The 15,138-nt window shown below is 50.1% G+C and carries 14 protein-coding genes; 5 read left to right on the forward strand and 9 right to left on the reverse strand.

The features are described 5' to 3' along the window. Window positions 1-43: 43 nt before the first annotated feature. Window positions 44-2,590, reverse strand: a complete 2,547-nt coding sequence (locus tag ACJJIB_RS19970; protein WP_444887333.1) for an alpha amylase C-terminal domain-containing protein — start codon at window positions 2,588-2,590, stop codon at window positions 44-46. 1,566 nt (window positions 2,591-4,156) lie between these two features. On the opposite strand from ACJJIB_RS19970, the gene ACJJIB_RS19975 reads away from it, so the two are divergent. From ACJJIB_RS19975 to ACJJIB_RS19990, 4 genes are all read left to right on the forward strand, one after another. Next, window positions 4,157-4,456: a hypothetical protein gene (locus ACJJIB_RS19975; RefSeq protein ID WP_252083485.1), complete on the forward strand. Its 300-nt coding sequence runs from the start codon at window positions 4,157-4,159 to the stop codon at window positions 4,454-4,456. Between the two features lie 75 nt (window positions 4,457-4,531). Next, window positions 4,532-4,918, forward strand: coding sequence for a Rid family hydrolase (locus tag ACJJIB_RS19980; protein WP_444887334.1), 387 nt, complete (start codon window positions 4,532-4,534; stop codon window positions 4,916-4,918). A 95-nt stretch (window positions 4,919-5,013) separates the two neighbouring features. Beyond that, entirely contained in the window at window positions 5,014-5,322 is a 309-nt protein-coding gene (locus ACJJIB_RS19985) for a hypothetical protein (protein WP_252083487.1), read from the forward strand. A 441-nt stretch (window positions 5,323-5,763) separates the two neighbouring features. Then, complete coding sequence (locus tag ACJJIB_RS19990; RefSeq protein ID WP_444887335.1) at window positions 5,764-6,213, forward strand: GNAT family N-acetyltransferase; 450 nt, start codon at window positions 5,764-5,766, stop codon at window positions 6,211-6,213. 718 nt (window positions 6,214-6,931) lie between these two features. Here the strand turns inward: ACJJIB_RS19990 and ACJJIB_RS19995 are convergent. The 8 genes from ACJJIB_RS19995 to ACJJIB_RS20030 form a co-directional block, all read right to left on the reverse strand. Continuing rightward, window positions 6,932-7,714, reverse strand: a complete 783-nt coding sequence (locus tag ACJJIB_RS19995) for an FTR1 family protein (protein ID WP_444887336.1) — start codon at window positions 7,712-7,714, stop codon at window positions 6,932-6,934. Between the two features lie 10 nt (window positions 7,715-7,724). Beyond that, window positions 7,725-8,111 (reverse strand): cupredoxin domain-containing protein, encoded by a 387-nt coding sequence (locus tag ACJJIB_RS20000; RefSeq protein ID WP_444887337.1) that lies wholly within the window; start codon window positions 8,109-8,111, stop codon window positions 7,725-7,727. Beyond that, complete coding sequence (locus tag ACJJIB_RS20005) at window positions 8,104-9,447, reverse strand: ATP-binding protein (RefSeq protein WP_444887338.1); 1,344 nt, start codon at window positions 9,445-9,447, stop codon at window positions 8,104-8,106. The genes ACJJIB_RS20000 and ACJJIB_RS20005 overlap by 8 nt, the downstream gene beginning before the upstream one ends. Continuing rightward, window positions 9,444-10,112: a response regulator gene (locus ACJJIB_RS20010; protein WP_444887339.1), complete on the reverse strand. Its 669-nt coding sequence runs from the start codon at window positions 10,110-10,112 to the stop codon at window positions 9,444-9,446. The genes ACJJIB_RS20005 and ACJJIB_RS20010 overlap by 4 nt, the downstream gene beginning before the upstream one ends. Before the next feature lie 147 nt (window positions 10,113-10,259). Beyond that, complete coding sequence (locus ACJJIB_RS20015) at window positions 10,260-11,105, reverse strand: SDR family oxidoreductase (RefSeq protein ID WP_444887340.1); 846 nt, start codon at window positions 11,103-11,105, stop codon at window positions 10,260-10,262. A gap of 1 nt (window position 11,106) precedes the next feature. Beyond that, complete coding sequence (locus tag ACJJIB_RS20020) at window positions 11,107-11,778, reverse strand: iron-containing redox enzyme family protein (protein WP_444887341.1); 672 nt, start codon at window positions 11,776-11,778, stop codon at window positions 11,107-11,109. Then, on the reverse strand, window positions 11,775-13,253 hold the full coding sequence (locus tag ACJJIB_RS20025) for an AMP-binding protein (protein WP_444887342.1): 1,479 nt from the start codon (window positions 13,251-13,253) through the stop codon (window positions 11,775-11,777). Before ACJJIB_RS20025 ends, ACJJIB_RS20020 begins: the two co-directional genes overlap by 4 nt. After that, on the reverse strand, window positions 13,244-13,966 hold the full coding sequence (locus ACJJIB_RS20030) for a thermostable hemolysin (protein WP_444887343.1): 723 nt from the start codon (window positions 13,964-13,966) through the stop codon (window positions 13,244-13,246). Before ACJJIB_RS20030 ends, ACJJIB_RS20025 begins: the two co-directional genes overlap by 10 nt. A gap of 320 nt (window positions 13,967-14,286) precedes the next feature. Between ACJJIB_RS20030 and ACJJIB_RS20035 the strand changes: the two genes are divergently transcribed. After that, complete coding sequence (locus ACJJIB_RS20035) at window positions 14,287-15,129, forward strand: universal stress protein (protein WP_252083498.1); 843 nt, start codon at window positions 14,287-14,289, stop codon at window positions 15,127-15,129. The last annotated feature ends 9 nt before the right edge of the window (window positions 15,130-15,138 follow it).

Genomic DNA, 15,138 nt, shown 5'->3' on the forward strand with positions numbered 1-15,138 from the left:
CCCGGCTCAAAGCCGGGTTTTCTGTATCAATACTAGATAATATTCACTGGGCTACCAGACTATAAATCAAGGTCTGATCATTCATCTGCACCTTATAGTTCCCTGTAACAGAGGTGTAAATATCAGAACCACCCTGCTCCAAAGTTCCATTAGAGTCACTATCACCATAGTTTTCACTCCAATCGCCACTCACATCAAACTTAAAACGCTGCTGGGGTTGGCCATCGAAGTTAACTGAAATTTCCCAAAGGTTGTCCGCCACTAACTGCATAGCCTCAGCTCCCCAGTTATTTGACGTTCCACGAAAGTGTAGAGAGGAAAAATTAGAGGCATGGCTGCCGCAATCCATGCAAGTCAGGGTATAACTGAGTGTTTTATCATTCACTTCAACAAGATAAGTACCAGCCACATTGGTATAAATATCATTGCCTCCCTGCTCCAGAGAACCATCGGCATTGTTGTCCCCGTAATTTTCATCCCAGTTAGTGCTTACATCAAATTTAAAACGCTGGTTACTACTACCATCAAATACAACCGTAGTACGCCAGATATTATCTGCTATCAGAGTCATGGCCTGGGTGCCCCAGCTATTGGGCGTTCCCCGAAAATGCAGTGCCGTGAAGTTCTGTGCATAACCTCCGTTGGGATCAGTCACAGTAATGGCCGCAGTGGCACTGTCAGTCAGGCCATCGTTATCCGTTACCGTTACGGTTTCTGTATAGGTTCCAGCGTTGGCAAAACTCAGGGAAGTACTAGTGTTGCTGCCACCACTACTCCAGCTATAAGACACCACACTGCCATCGATATCGTTAGAAGCGCTGGCATCCAACGTGATACTTTCATTGACCTCAACGGTTACTGCTGAGGGAGTGACAACCGCAACCGGTGCCTGCTGTGAGGAAACTTCAGTTAGGCTGTAACTCAGGCTCTGGTCGTTCACTTCGATTCGGTAATTACCGCTCACAGAAGTATAAATATCTGCACCGGCCTTATCCAATGTACCATCGGCACCATCATCGCCGTAGTTCTCTGTCCAATCACCATAAATATCCAGCTTAAAGCGCTGGTCCGCCTGACCATCAAAGTTCACAACTAATTGCCAGGTATTTTCACCCACTTGTTCGAATGCTGTACTACCCCAGTTGTTGGCGGTACCGCGAAAGTAAAGGCTGGGGAAACCAGGTTCAGCACAATCGTCACAAGGCGTCGCTAATTGCCCACCATGAATTGCCGCGGCAGAGTTAGCAGCGACATTAAAGGTGGCATAGCCGCTACCATCTACAGTAATCACATCGCCACTGCACTCGTTATCGCCCGCCAACACATTGCAATAATCCCCTGCAGGCATGCCGGTGTATAGCGTCTGGTTCAAAGAGCCCCCCTCATTATTGATCACCACAAACCCTTTATCGCCACGGCCAAAGGCAATCTGGTTGTTGTCATTGTCCCACCAATTATTCATGGCGGTGCCATTGGTATAGTTACGGAAACCCACCATATTGGCGATATTGCCCCAGCGATGCTGGCAGACCCAGGCACCATTTTGACAGTTATTCGGGCCACTGCTGGGAGGGCCAATGTCGGTATCGGTAAAGTTATACCCGGACATTACCTTGGGGTAGCCATAGGGATGAGCCAGCATAAAGACATTGGCCAGATTATATTTGGCTCCATCGTGATAAGTCAGATTCCCACCGCCACCATGGCCCCGCTCGCGATCGTGGTTATCAATAAAATGAACGGCATCACTGGAGGAGAGCAGTCCCCAGCTTTCACCAATAGTGGCAAGATTTTTAATCTGACCGTTAAAGTTGCTGGCTACATCGGTGCCATATTTAAATTCAGTAACCCGGCCTAGAAAGGTATAATTGTAAGGCTGGATTTCTGAGGCCTCACCGGCAGCACCAATAACCTCTGAAAAGACCCAGGGGTTGCCAGCTTGATTCACAATTGCCTGTAAATCACCGGGGGACATGTGCTTGACGGCATCAATACGGAAGCCATCAACTCCCATGCCTTTTAATTTACTCAGGTAACCAGCGAGTTTTCCCTGCACATAACTGGAGCCAGTATCCAAATCTGGCAAACCACTCAACCGACAGCTCCACACATGATTGGCATCATTGTAGTTATTAATGGTGCAATCGGAGTGATAGTCGTTATCAGAAAACTCCGGATGGTCCAGCAAGGTCCACTGAGTGCCTCCCCAACCCGTGCCACCGCCGTTCCAGGCCGCCGTATGGTTAATTACCGCATCGGCGTAGACTTTCACACCTGCTGCATGACAACGGTTGATCATGCTTTGCAGTTCCTGCTCAGTACCGCTGCGACTGGTTAAGTTGGTATAAGTCACTGGCTGGTAGCGCGCCCACCAAGTGGACAAGCTGATATGCTCATTGGGTGGAGATATTTGCACCGCATCAAAACCCTTAGGCCCGAGAAAGTTCTCGCACTCACTGGCAATATCATTCCAGCTCCACTCGAATAAATGCACAAAAGCGGTACCGGCATTAACGTGGGCACTTGATAGTGTACCAACTACAAGGCCTGTACTGGCCAGTAGCCTTTTTAAAGGAATTGAACTGTTCATTATTGCTTTCTCTTAGTCATCTTTTCGCTGTTATTTTTTAAAAGCCAGGTATCTGAGCCCTCAATCACACAAACAGCGGATCAATGGGACTAGATTTCCTGAATTTGAATACCAAAGTCACCGATTGAGAAATAGCAAGCTCTGAAGCTGAGAAAGGTTCTTCCAACAAAGGTAAAAGAAGCCAAGGGCACAACAGTCAATATGAGGTTCAAATTGCCAGGCATTCACGGCTAGGCTCAGCAGCCGGATACATCCAAGCGAAAAGCTGGTATCCGTATGAGCAAATGACTGCCAGAGAATGACAGGCAAGGAAATAGATCAACCTAGTTATTGTTGTTATACCTAACTCAAAGAGTGCTTCTAACCTAGCAACTCTGACACAAGTGCCCACCCTCTCTGGGGTGTGACCTATTGCAGAGTAAAGAAATGGTACTAACGCACACATCCCCCTTCAGGGGGGCGTAGTAGTTTTATCTGCAGGGATTTGAACTTAGTGACATGAGAAGCAGTGCGGTGCTCAAAAAAGCAACAGGATTGATTTTTAGTGGCCGCCAGTAAGTTAAGATGAATTAGTGAGGATGGAGAGCTTAAAACCCAGCATTTAAATCAAGTGATTTAAGCTGGTAGAAATCAACTTATGATAGCCAAAGCAATTATAGCCCTAGTTACACAAGGTTTGTTGTAGTCTCAAGCAGTATAGGGTTCTAACCTACCGCTTGTAGACAGCCCTCAAAATTTGCAACTCTCACTTTTTCAAGGCCACCCATTCTGCTTAATAATAACCATTGCTGTAGCACCTAGATCCTGTTTACACAAGTGATCAATTTGAGCAAGCTCTTTGTGACTGTTATTTCTGGATCAAGCGAGATACAAGAAAAAAATGATTGAGTTCAATATGTTAAGCCAACAAGTAATTATTAAGGTAGTGGTCATTATAACTACCACTTCAAATATGAAATTAGTACCAAATTAATGTAAGTTACTGATTTAGCTTACTTTTCAGAAAACTGATGTAAAATTGCCCCCGGAATAATAATCAGGATAATGTGGTCGTGATTATCACTATATAAATCTTAAATTTAATTATGGTTATTTTCGCTGTTACAAGAAAAGGCTACTTAGAATTAGAGCCGATAATTAAATCAGCCCTATATCCAGTATGGGTAGGGGGTGATGTGCTGAATGAACAGGAGCTAGATTCGCTACGTTCAAGTAATATTGATCTAACCAACTTCAGTTACACGATTGCCCCTTGCGATGATAGAGCTCTAGATGAGGCATTAATCACGATTGCAGAGCATCATCCGAATGAGCGGGTTTGGCTAGAGTGTTTGCCTAAAATTTAAAAAGCGGTTGAAGTTTCTGCATAATACGAGGCTGGCATGGCTTACGCTATGCTCCAGCCGCCCCTAACCCGAACGCCATAAATCATGAACAGGCTCAGCACACAAAACACCTAGAAATCTAACAAGTAATAGTGTAATCATGATCACTAGTTATCTAACAATCATAAGAAGTAGGTCGCTCATAAAATCACACCTCTGCTTTAAGGGGATATGATGCACGATGAGTAAATTTAAGTCGACTACCATCGCGATTTATGGCGGTGCTTTAGCATTAGTAATTGGACTCATTGCCTTTGCGTTAAATTGGAATGTCTGGGGCGGCGGTATGCCTGGATACAAGATATTTCTATTTCCAGGAAACTTGACTCTTGTATATGTTTGGCACCCACTGCTAACTGAGGAAATAGATTTTTGGCCGAAACTCTTTCTCCATTCGCTAGGTCAATTTACAGTAGCATCTGTTATTGTTTGGTTAAATACTGTTACGATAAGAAAACTACTCGCTATTCGTTCCTTGTAATGTGCAGAAGTAACTTCGATCTTACAGGCCTGTACTCACTACGTTACAGTGGGTGTTTTACTCAAGTAGGGAAACATGAGAAAACTAATCTCCTCAGGTTCTCACCTGGAAAAGCCGATAGGCTTTTCAAGAGCGTGCCGAATTGGAAACCTAATTTCTGTTTCTGGTACGGCACCTATCAAGGATAGCCAGACAGCTTACATTGGTGATGTGTATGCTCAAACGAAGTACTGTCTGGAGCTTTCGATGAAGGCCATACTAGAAGCAGGTGGAAAACCGACGGGTATCATCAGAACCCGTATCATGCTTACCGATATATCCCGCTGGGAAGAAGCAGCAAAAGCACATGGAGAGCTATTTTCTACAATAAAGCCTGCTTGCACATTTGTTGAGGTAAGTCGCTTTATAGATCTGGCGTGGCTTGTGGAAACAGAAATGGATTGTGTATTGGGCCAGATATAAAAATTCGCTGAAGTACGCTCCACCCGTCAATGAACAAGTTTACGACGCGTTAATATTACCCGAACCGTCACCTTACCCCTGTATTAAGATTTTATATGAACTGGAAAGCACTAATAGAATTCGGAGCCCCTAGGCAATCTCATCAGCCGCCAATTATCAACTTGCTGATAGCTTCAGGTATATTTTTAGGGCTAATTCCTTGGCTTGTGCTGGATGGAAAATTCCTCCTAACAAAGGGAAATTTCCGTCCAGAAGAAATTCTTTTAACAGTCAAAGATCAACCTGTCTTTTTTTGGATTCTAGCCTTCTTCGCCTTCATTTGCGGTGTTGTGTGCTTGCTGTCTAGCGTCGGAGATTACCAACTGAATGTTAGAGCACAAAAACTTAATAATCGCAGGCAGTAAATTGGAGTTCTTACTGGCTCCTTGAGGACTGCTCAGGCAGCACCAGCGGTGAAAATTATAATGAGGAATGGAACTCTTGTATTAATTTGTTTGGCTCCACTTATAATAGTAGCCTCATATGTATTTTATGAGACAAATGACTGTATCTCTGAATCAAAGGCTGAAACCATCTATAATCTTGCACTGTAAAAGAAAGCCAAGGAAATTATCGCGAAGCCTATTACCTATTCAAACAAATTGACATACATGCTTGTGATAACTACGAGTTGAGAAGTAAAGCTTTCGATAAAGCCAAGTGCCTAAGAATGTATTTAGACCATAGAACGGCAGCTAGTGATTCAAGTAAATCTCGAGTGTAGAAAAGAGGCACTCACTGCTCTGTGCTCCATTTCTATAAATTAATATTATCCTCCCCATTGTTTATAAAAAGGATTTATATCATTGAATGTTAACTTACGAGAAATAACAAGAGATAACTGGGTCGATATGATTGACCTTGATATCAAAAAAGAGCAGGAAAACTATGTAGCTCTTCCATCAGAAGCTATTGCCGCATCCAAGTTTTATGACCATTATATCAATCGAGGCGTTTATCTTGGAGACAAGCCCATTGGCTTTATCCAATATTACCTAAATCATGACGGTGGCAAACCAAACGAAATCTTTATAGATCAATTATTGATTGATGTCAGCTTACAAGGTCAAGGCTATGGTTCGGAAGCCGTGAAACTTGTGTTAGCTGAAATCAAGCAGCTTGATGGCTTTAATTCTGTATCCATTTGCTACGTTGAAGGACATGACATCATGAAACCTTTTTTCGAGCGTTTTGGATTTAAAGTCGTAGATCAAGATGAGTTCGATGAAACGATCATGGAGCTCCATTATACTTAAGGGCGCTTCTTCGATATATATTTCAGATAGCGGTAGGGTTCATATTTAGCAGGTTAAAACTGTTTAATGATTTTATAAACTGTTAAGGTATGTTGGCCGGCCTAGCAGTGTCGGCTACATATTTTTATTTATGAAATATACGATAAAACCACTATGTAGAAGACTTCATCTTTAAAATTCTAGTAGTTAGTAGACCATGAATTTATCCAAAAATGTATCATCACTGATGGCACAGTAACTATTAAGAGAAACTCATACTGTGTTATCTTTATTGTTTTAGCAGGATTAAGCTTGCTAACTTTATATATCGCTAATATCACGCTGGATCTTGGTCCTGAGTGGGTTGTTCTCTGTGTATCTCCTATATTGCTCTCCACCTTAATTGGCCTAAGGGGACAGCTCTTCCCTGTGCAGACAAAAATAGACTTTAATAGAGAAATAGTGTTCATGAGAGGAATAATCCCATGAAAATGGAAGCCTATGTGCAGATTAAAATGGGGACTAAAAGACCTATATATTTCAAGCTATATTATGAACACTAAGCACACACCAGCCGCAAAATTTAATACACTCTGTCTCAAAGCAGGATTGCGCGAATATGTGTTATTTGAAAGCATGGATGATTCGGCCATAAGAATGAAAGACTATATTTACGAGAATTCCCTCAATAAGAAAAGGCGTAAATAAACCCACATAGAATAATTTATCTGCCCACTAGTTAATCTCTGAAACACCTATAATAAACACCCCCAAGCACGCACAGCATAAGAAAAATACTGCCTGCGTAGACCATTACTTCCAGAGGGGTTGGTGTTGCTTCGTAACCAGCTATAGCAAAGAGTAGCTGCCCGGGGATTGAGTCCTCCCTTAATAGTTGGGAGCTATCCCAAAGGGGCTCTTGCCCAGGCAGTAAATTTGCTTGAATAAATAATTGCGCGGCCTGTAGGATCATTCCGGCAGCCAAGATAATGAGTAATATACAGGAAATCCCCAAAGTATATTTGGCTGGCAGGCTACATAAAAAATAATAAAGCAATGCACCTAAGCTATAGCCGATACCAGCACCTAGCAATGCTCCGATTATTACGGAGGGTAAGAGTGGTGGGTGCAGCCAAAAGGAAGTAAGGTAAACATAAACTTCTGACCCCTCTCGCATAATCGCGAGTGTGACAGCCAGTAGCATAGCGTCCTGAATGATGGGTAAATGGTATTGCTGCTTACGCCAGTTAAGTAACAACAAGGCGGTGACTATTATTAATAATATATAGATTATGATTAATATTCCGGCATTCACCAGCTCCTGGCCTGTACCACTTATTGCCTGGGAGACTCGCGCAAGGTTTTCACCATAGACGATTGCAGCCAATCCACCGAGCAATAGCGCGATATAAAACCAGCGGGCGCGAAGATCCAGCATTCGGGTAGTTGCCAATAGCACACTGAGCAGTATCGCCACCTCCAACACTTCCCGCAGTACTACCATTACAGAGGTTAATAACATAAGCCTTTCGCTACTGTGCGATAATTTTCCCCTGAGCCGTTATGGGATGGAATTCACCAAAAAACAGATATTCACCTGCTGGCAAAGGACCAATAAATAGTACTGCCTTGCTATTGCCCATGATCACTTTTTTTCGGTTGAGCTGGTAACTCTCAAATTCTTCTGGGGAGGCATCTCGATTGTAGATCACCAGTTTAATCTCCGTATCAGCGGGTACTATCAGCTCTGAAGGGTTAAAAAGATGGTTGTGGATTTCTAATTTCACAGTGGGTTTATTAGTATCTGGAGCGCAGGCACTGAATAAAATTGAAACCAAAATCCAAATGCCGGCAGCCAAAGCACCGCTCTTTTCCTGCTTGTTATAGCTTTTTTCTCGCCTTTGTAAGCAACTAAGCATCCTTGCTCTCCCTTGCTTTTTTAAAACGCACAGTTATTGAAAGCCCATGGCCAAAATGCGACTGGCCGAGTTTGATTGAAGCTCCGTGAAGCCGTGCGATATGCTGCACAATGGAAAGGCCCAATCCGCAACCGGGGGCAGTGCTCTGGTGGCGGTCGCCCCCCACTCGATAGAACCGTTCAAAAACCCTAGGGTACTCTTTCTCTGGAATCCCCGGCCCGGAATCCTCCACTTGTAGAAGAATATCCCCTCTGATTAACCGGGTACTCACTTGTACATGGCCCTCCTCAGGAGTGTATTTCGCCGCATTGCGCAGGAGATTTTTTAAAAGAATAGTCAGTGCGAAACGGTCGCCACGCAGAAATACCCTACCGCCCAGCAGTTCTACCTGTTGCTTTCTCTGGGCAAAGATCGGGTATTCCTCTGCCAATACCTCTCGTGCCAGGGCATGAAGATTGAGTATTTCAAAGCGCGCCGGGTAGTGTTCCGGTGTAGTGCGGAATAAATCCAGCATTTGCTCTACCAGGTGCGCCATACGCTGAACACTATCTTCCAACTTAACCAGACTCTGGGGCATTACTGTTTGCCCTGCCCCCTCAAAATCATTCTCCAGATTATGCGCGTGTACCTGTATGGCGGCGATGGGCGTGCGCAGTTCGTGGGCAGCATCGGCGGAAAAACGTCGCTCGCGCTCAAAAGAGGCCTGCAGGCGCGCGAGTAACGCATTAATGGATTGCACCACCGGGAGCAGTTCCTGTGGGGGGCTACCCTCTGACAGTCGTGTCAGGTCTTCGGCGCGTTTGCTATGCAGGTCTTCGGCGAGTTTGCGCAAACTGGAAAGGCCGCGCCCCACTACAAACCAAATCAGCAACCCGGCAATCGGTAGGCCCAACAGTATCGGTAGTACTGCGGCAATCGCCAATTTTTCTGCCAGTTGGTAACGCAGGTCAGATCTCTCCGCAACGATAATCCAGTGGCCATTATCGGGAAAGTATTCTGCGAGACTGCGCCAACGATAGCCCGAGAAATTTATTTCCTTAAAGCCAACGGCAAATTCACTGAGGGGTTGTTTCGGGGCATCGGCGGAGCGCACCAGTAATTTCTTATCCTCCGACCACACCTGCATCACCATGGCCTCAGGTTGAGCCACCACCCGCTCGGTCCCAGTTGCCACCGGCATATCTGCCAATAGCCTGGCTGAGGCGCTTAATTGGCGGTCAAACAGCCGCTGCGCTTCCGCCATGGTGTCGCGGTAGCCGCGCAGTGCCGAGACAAAATTGACCAGCATGATGATACTGAGCAGCGCGATCAGCAGAAAAATACGGATAGATTTCATGCGCCGCCAGCCGCTTCCAGTTTGTAGCCAACGCCGCGAATGGTCTGAATAAACTCTGGATAGATTTTTTTGCGTAAATTGTGGATATGCACATCCACAGTATTGCTGGAAACCTCCTCACCCCAGCTGTACAGCTTATCTTCCAGCTGTTCGCGACTGAGAATATGGCCCGGGCGCTCGGCCAAGGCACGCAGCAGGCTGAATTCCCGCCGCGACAGTTTTATTTCCTGCCCAGCCCTGGCCACGGTATGGCTGGATAAATTAATGGCCACATCGCCAATCAGGATTTCCGCACTGAGACCGCTGCCACCGCGTCTTTCCAGAGCACGCAGGCGCGCCAGTAGCTCATCTACTGCAAAGGGCTTGGTTAGATAGTCATCGGCACCTGCATCCAGGCCCTGCACTTTAGAGGGGAGATCATTGCGGGCGGTGAGAATCAATACCGGCGAGCGAATCGATTTAGCCCGCAACCGTTTCAACACCTCCACACCATCCAGGTCGGGCAGGCCCAGATCGAGAATAATCACATCCGGTATCGCCGCCTGTGCCAGAGCAATGCCCTCACTGCCGCGGGCCGCATGATCAACGGCATAGCCTCCTCTCTGCAGGGCGGTGACCATCCCCTCGGCCAGGGATTGGTTATCTTCGATCAGCAGGATGCGCATTAGCCTGGGCTCTTCAGCAATGGAAACAGGTAAGGAGGGTGCGGTGCAACGCCCTCCCCCACCGCCAGAGCATAGTGCCTTTGCCGGGGCGGTGGGTGGCGCGGGAGCGGTTGTTGAATTGGTTGTTGAATGAAAAGGCCGGCGCGCTCAGAGCGCGCTGGGAGCCGTCTTATCCTGTACTGTTGGCGGAGTTTCCCCGCGGGCAAATTGACGAACCAGGGGCAGTTTCTTTGCCAGCGCGCTATCTACCAGAGAGGGCAGGAACGCATTGACCTTGATAAACAGGCGTTCGGGCCAGCCGATAAAACGCCTGCGGCCACGTTTACTCTGTAGCAGACGCAGGCATTGGGCGGCGACAAATTGTGGCGAGTCAGACTTGTTACCGAGTGCCCGATTCAAGTCGTTAACTGCGTCACTGTTGAGAGGGGTATCCACCGCCCTGGGCGCCAGGTAGTGCACACGTACCTTACTGTCCGCCAACTCCCGGCGCAGGGTTTCGGTAAAGCCGTGCAGCCCCGCTTTACTGGCACCATAGGCCCCAAAGCCCGGATGACCGATATGACCAAAGGCCGAGCCGATATTAATAATCGCGGCGCCTTCGCTGCGTTGCAGTATTGGCAGCAGGTCGCGGGTCAGCGCCATGGGCGCGATCAGGTTGGTATGCAGCAGCTGACTAAGTTCCACATCGCCGATATCGCTGAGCAGGGAAAAGGACGCGATACCGGCATTGTTGATCAACACATCCACACCAGCCGGTAATTGCTTGCAGATGCGCACCAGCTCGGCGCGAGCGGCCCCGTCACACAGATCGGCTACCAACACCTGGTGCCGGTCACTGTGAGGTAGCTCCGCTTTTACCTGCTGCAGGCGCGCGGCATTGCGCCCCTGCAGTAGCAGCCGGTGGCCCTGCTCGGCTAGCAGACGACTGATGGCACCACCAATTCCGCCGCTGGCGCCGGTGACCAGCACCGTGAGCGTTTCTTTTGCTGTCATATCAAGCGGCCTCCTGCACGTTAAAGGGGTTGTCCAGTTCGCGGAAAATATCCCCATACAGGCGGTACATAACCCGCGAGCAGTGCAGGATCGCGGCCTGGTCATCGGGATGATCAATACGATTCATCAGCCCCTTGAAGAAATCCACATGGCCAATATCCAGATCGCCGTGAGAGAGCAGATAACTGAACGCTTTGTTTGGCAGTCCGTGGGTTTTCTGAATGGCGCGCGCGGCTTTAGTGGCTACGGCGGTACTGGTGCCTTCAAGCACATGCACCATGCCGAAAAAGCTGAGAGGGTTGCCGCGGGCGATATTGTCATAGGCGTAGGACACCATCAGTTCGGTACTCAGGTTGGGGCGGCCGTTGCGCACCGCTTCCGCATCGCCGCCACAGGCGGCAATATCGTTGAGCACCCATTCCTGGTGACCGGTTTCCTCCTCGATATATTCCGCAACCGCCTCGCGCAACCATTCCTGTTGCTGAGTCAGGCGACTACCACAGGCCATCAGCAGAGGCACCGTGTGCTTGACGTGGTGATAGGCCTGAGTGAGGAAGGCCACATATTCCTGCAAGGCAATCTCACCCCGTGCGGCGCGCTGGATAAAAGGTACCTCCATCAGAGACTGGCGGGCGTCGGCAGTTTGCTGTTCAAGAAGATTGTAAAAACTCATGAGGAGATACCTCCATAAAGGCTATCGATAGAATTTTGGAACTGCGCGGCGATACGATCGCGTCGCGGGCGGCCGTTGGCGGTGAGCAAGCCATCGGCAAACGTTAATGGCGCCGGCAGTGCGGTCCAGGTGCGCACCTGGGCGTAATCCGGCAATTTGCGATTCACCGCCTGCAACCAGCTGTCGAGCTGCTCGCGGCTGCTGCCGGGACGTGCAAAAATCAGGGCGGCACAGTGGGGGCGAGCGTCGCCGACCACCACGCACTGTTGCACTATCGGCTCCAGAAGTACCTCGCTCTCAATCCACTCCGGCGAGATATTGCGCCCAAAAGCGCTGATCAGGATGTTCTTGCAGCGCCCGGTGATGTGCAGAAACCCTTCTGCGTCTAACTCCCCCAAATCACCGGTGGCGAGCCACTGGCTTTCACCACCCTCGGCACTATCCAGGTAACCCAGGTAGCGGGGACCACGCACCATCACCTCGCCATCGCGAATGGCGATATCACAGTGAGACAAGGGCCTCCCCACACTGCCTGGGCGATCGGCGCCGGGCACGTTCAGCGCAACCACCGAGCCACTTTCGGACAAGCCGTAGCCTTCATAAACCGGCAGGCCAAGACTGCGCGCCTGCAACAACAGCCGGTCCGAGACCTTACCGCCGCCCACGGCGACAAAGCGCAGTGAGCTCGGCGGCTGCCAGCCGTTGCGCTCACTGTGTTCCAGCAGCGCTTTCAGCATCTGCGGCAGCAGGATCACACTGTGGGGACGATACTCATCGATACAGCTCGCCAGCTGGGCTACATCCAGCCCCGAGCTGCCACTGAGGCCCAGGCGCGCCGTAGTCGGCACCACCACCTCACCACCACGCAGCCAGCTACTGTAAGCCCCGGCCACGTTTTCCAGCAGGGTGGCCAGAGGCAGCAGGCACAGGTGCACACGATTGCCCTGAGGCTGCAGTTGCCGTGCCAGTACATTGGCGGTGGTGAACTGGGTTCGGGCTGACAAACAGACACCGCGCGGCGTGCCGGTCGAGCCAGAGGTAAAAGTAATTTTGGCAGTGTGTTCCGGCAGCGCCGCTGTCGCTTCCGCATGGATATCGATCAGGGCCATACCGGCCAACTCAGCCCGCGCCTGCCCCACCATTTCGAGCGCGGTAAAGCGTTCGCAGCTATCGCTCAACAGGGCCTGCATGCCACTCACGCGCAGGGTATGTGTCAGCTGCTGCTGGGAAAAGAAAACTGGCAGCGGCACCAAAGTGATCTGCGCTATCTGGCAGGCCAGATCCACCAACAACCAATTGGGACCATTGTCGGCGTAGAGCCCCAGCACGCGGATATCGCGCGCCTGCAGGTCCTCGGCGATTTCCTCGGCGGCCGCCAGCAGCTGCCCATAGCTGAATGTGCACTCCTCGCCCCGCAGCGCCAGCTGTTCAGGGTGATTCACAGCCTGCTGGCGAATTTGATCTATCAGTTGCATAGATTGGCCCCTCCCGCCGAGGTTGTGAGCACAGGCGACATGGCCTGCGCCGAAGGGCGACAGGCCAGCAGAGTCTCGCGGGTGCGAGGATTTGCCAGCAGGGCGCGGTGCTCGGCGACCATATCGATGGCGGTCACCGCCGGGGCCGACTCGTAATAACGACCCCACTCGTCCAGGTTATCCCCCAGACGCCGGCCGTCTGCTTCACATAAAACCGTCTGCCGACCCACTAATTTCTGCAATAGGCCACGCACTTCCGCAGTCGCGGTATAAATGGCCCAATGCACACCGGCGGCGGCAAATAATTCAAACAACATTAGGAACAGCATCTGGCTGCCACCGCGGCTGGTAGAGATCAAATTGCCGATTTCGACAATCTCCGTGCGTTTTACCGAGCCCCCACTGAAGGCGGCAATCTCCTGTTCCACCGGATGGTCGAGATACTGTTCCAGGAATAGAGATCCGCTATCGGCGCGGCGTAGCCCGAGGGCACTACTGAACGCGCTCTCCTGCCAGGCGGATAACAATAGCGGGGCAAACTGGTTCACCTGCGCACCATAGGTATCGGCAAACTTCTGCGCGATAAATCCCTGCACCCGGCTGTGGCCTGCCTGCCCTATACGGGTCAGATCGAAATCCAGTTTGCGCCGCCGCAGCTTGCGCTTGGGCAACGCACTCTGGTCCAGGTATTGATAATGTCTTTGTAGCGCCATTGAAAACCCTCTTTGGGAGTGTCACGGCGAGAGTCTACGGAGACAAAATTAAGGCAAACTTAAGAAACGCTGGAAAAACTCGCCAAGTACCCCCCCCCCCCCCCAGGCAGTGCTTGCCAAACCGGCGGCAGGTCTTGATCTGGCTCAATACGGACTTTCTCCTTTACTTCATCATGCGCCGCTAGCAAGGCCTATCTGGCGCGCTTTTCCTCGTATTGAGACGACAAATTCCCCGCGCCAGAGCCTCTCCGTGATAACTTAGACCCAGGAGTCAACTGCATAAGGCAGGGACCAGAAAGACCCATTGATCTGGAGGAAAGATGGAGCAGCAAAACACCGTATTCGTGGTCGTGGACCCCAACGATGACAGACATGTGGCCCTGGAACGCGCCCTGACCACTTCCCGCGGGCGCAAGCCCCAACCCCGTTTGGCAGTGTTTGTCGCGGTGGATGGCGAGGCAGTAGATACCCGCGCGGTGAACGACCACCTATTCCGCGATGAATCCTGGTTCCGCGAGCAGATCCGCGAACCTATCTCCGAGGCCGGTCTCTCCTGCGAGATTACTGTGTGCTGGTCCAGCGACTGGCAGGCGGCCATTGTGCAGGAGGCCAAGCGCTGCGATGCGGAAATGATCTACCTGCCAGTGCACAAGAAATCCAGCCGCCGCTTTACCTTCGCTGAATCCAAATGGCGAGTGCTGAAAACCGCACGCTGCCCGGTGGTACTGATTCGCCCCGGCGCCAAGGCCGAGCGCAAAGTGGTGCTGGCCACCGTCAACTATCAGGCGAAGACCCTGGAACAGCGCCAGCTAAACCGCCAGATCAGTGAGCGCGCCACCTATATTGCCGGCCACTACGGCGCCGAGCTGCACCTGGTAAATGCCTATCTGGACTCCATGCGCTATCCAGATCGCGGCGCCCTGGCCAAGCTCGCCGATAAAACCGGCGTACCCACGCACCGTATTCATGTGAAGCAGGGCTATACCAGCGATGTAGTGGAAGCGGTAGCTAAAGAAGTTGATGCGGATTTGGTGGTAATGGGCACCCTCAACCAGTTCGGTGAAACCGGCTCGCTGTTGCGCGGTAATACCGCCGAGCGGGTGATCGGCCAGTTGGACGTGGATGTGATGGTGTGCAACCAGTTCACCAACACGGAAGTGTAAATCCCGCTC

It is taken from the genome of Microbulbifer mixtoriginis (SeqCode) (assembly GCF_052467705.1).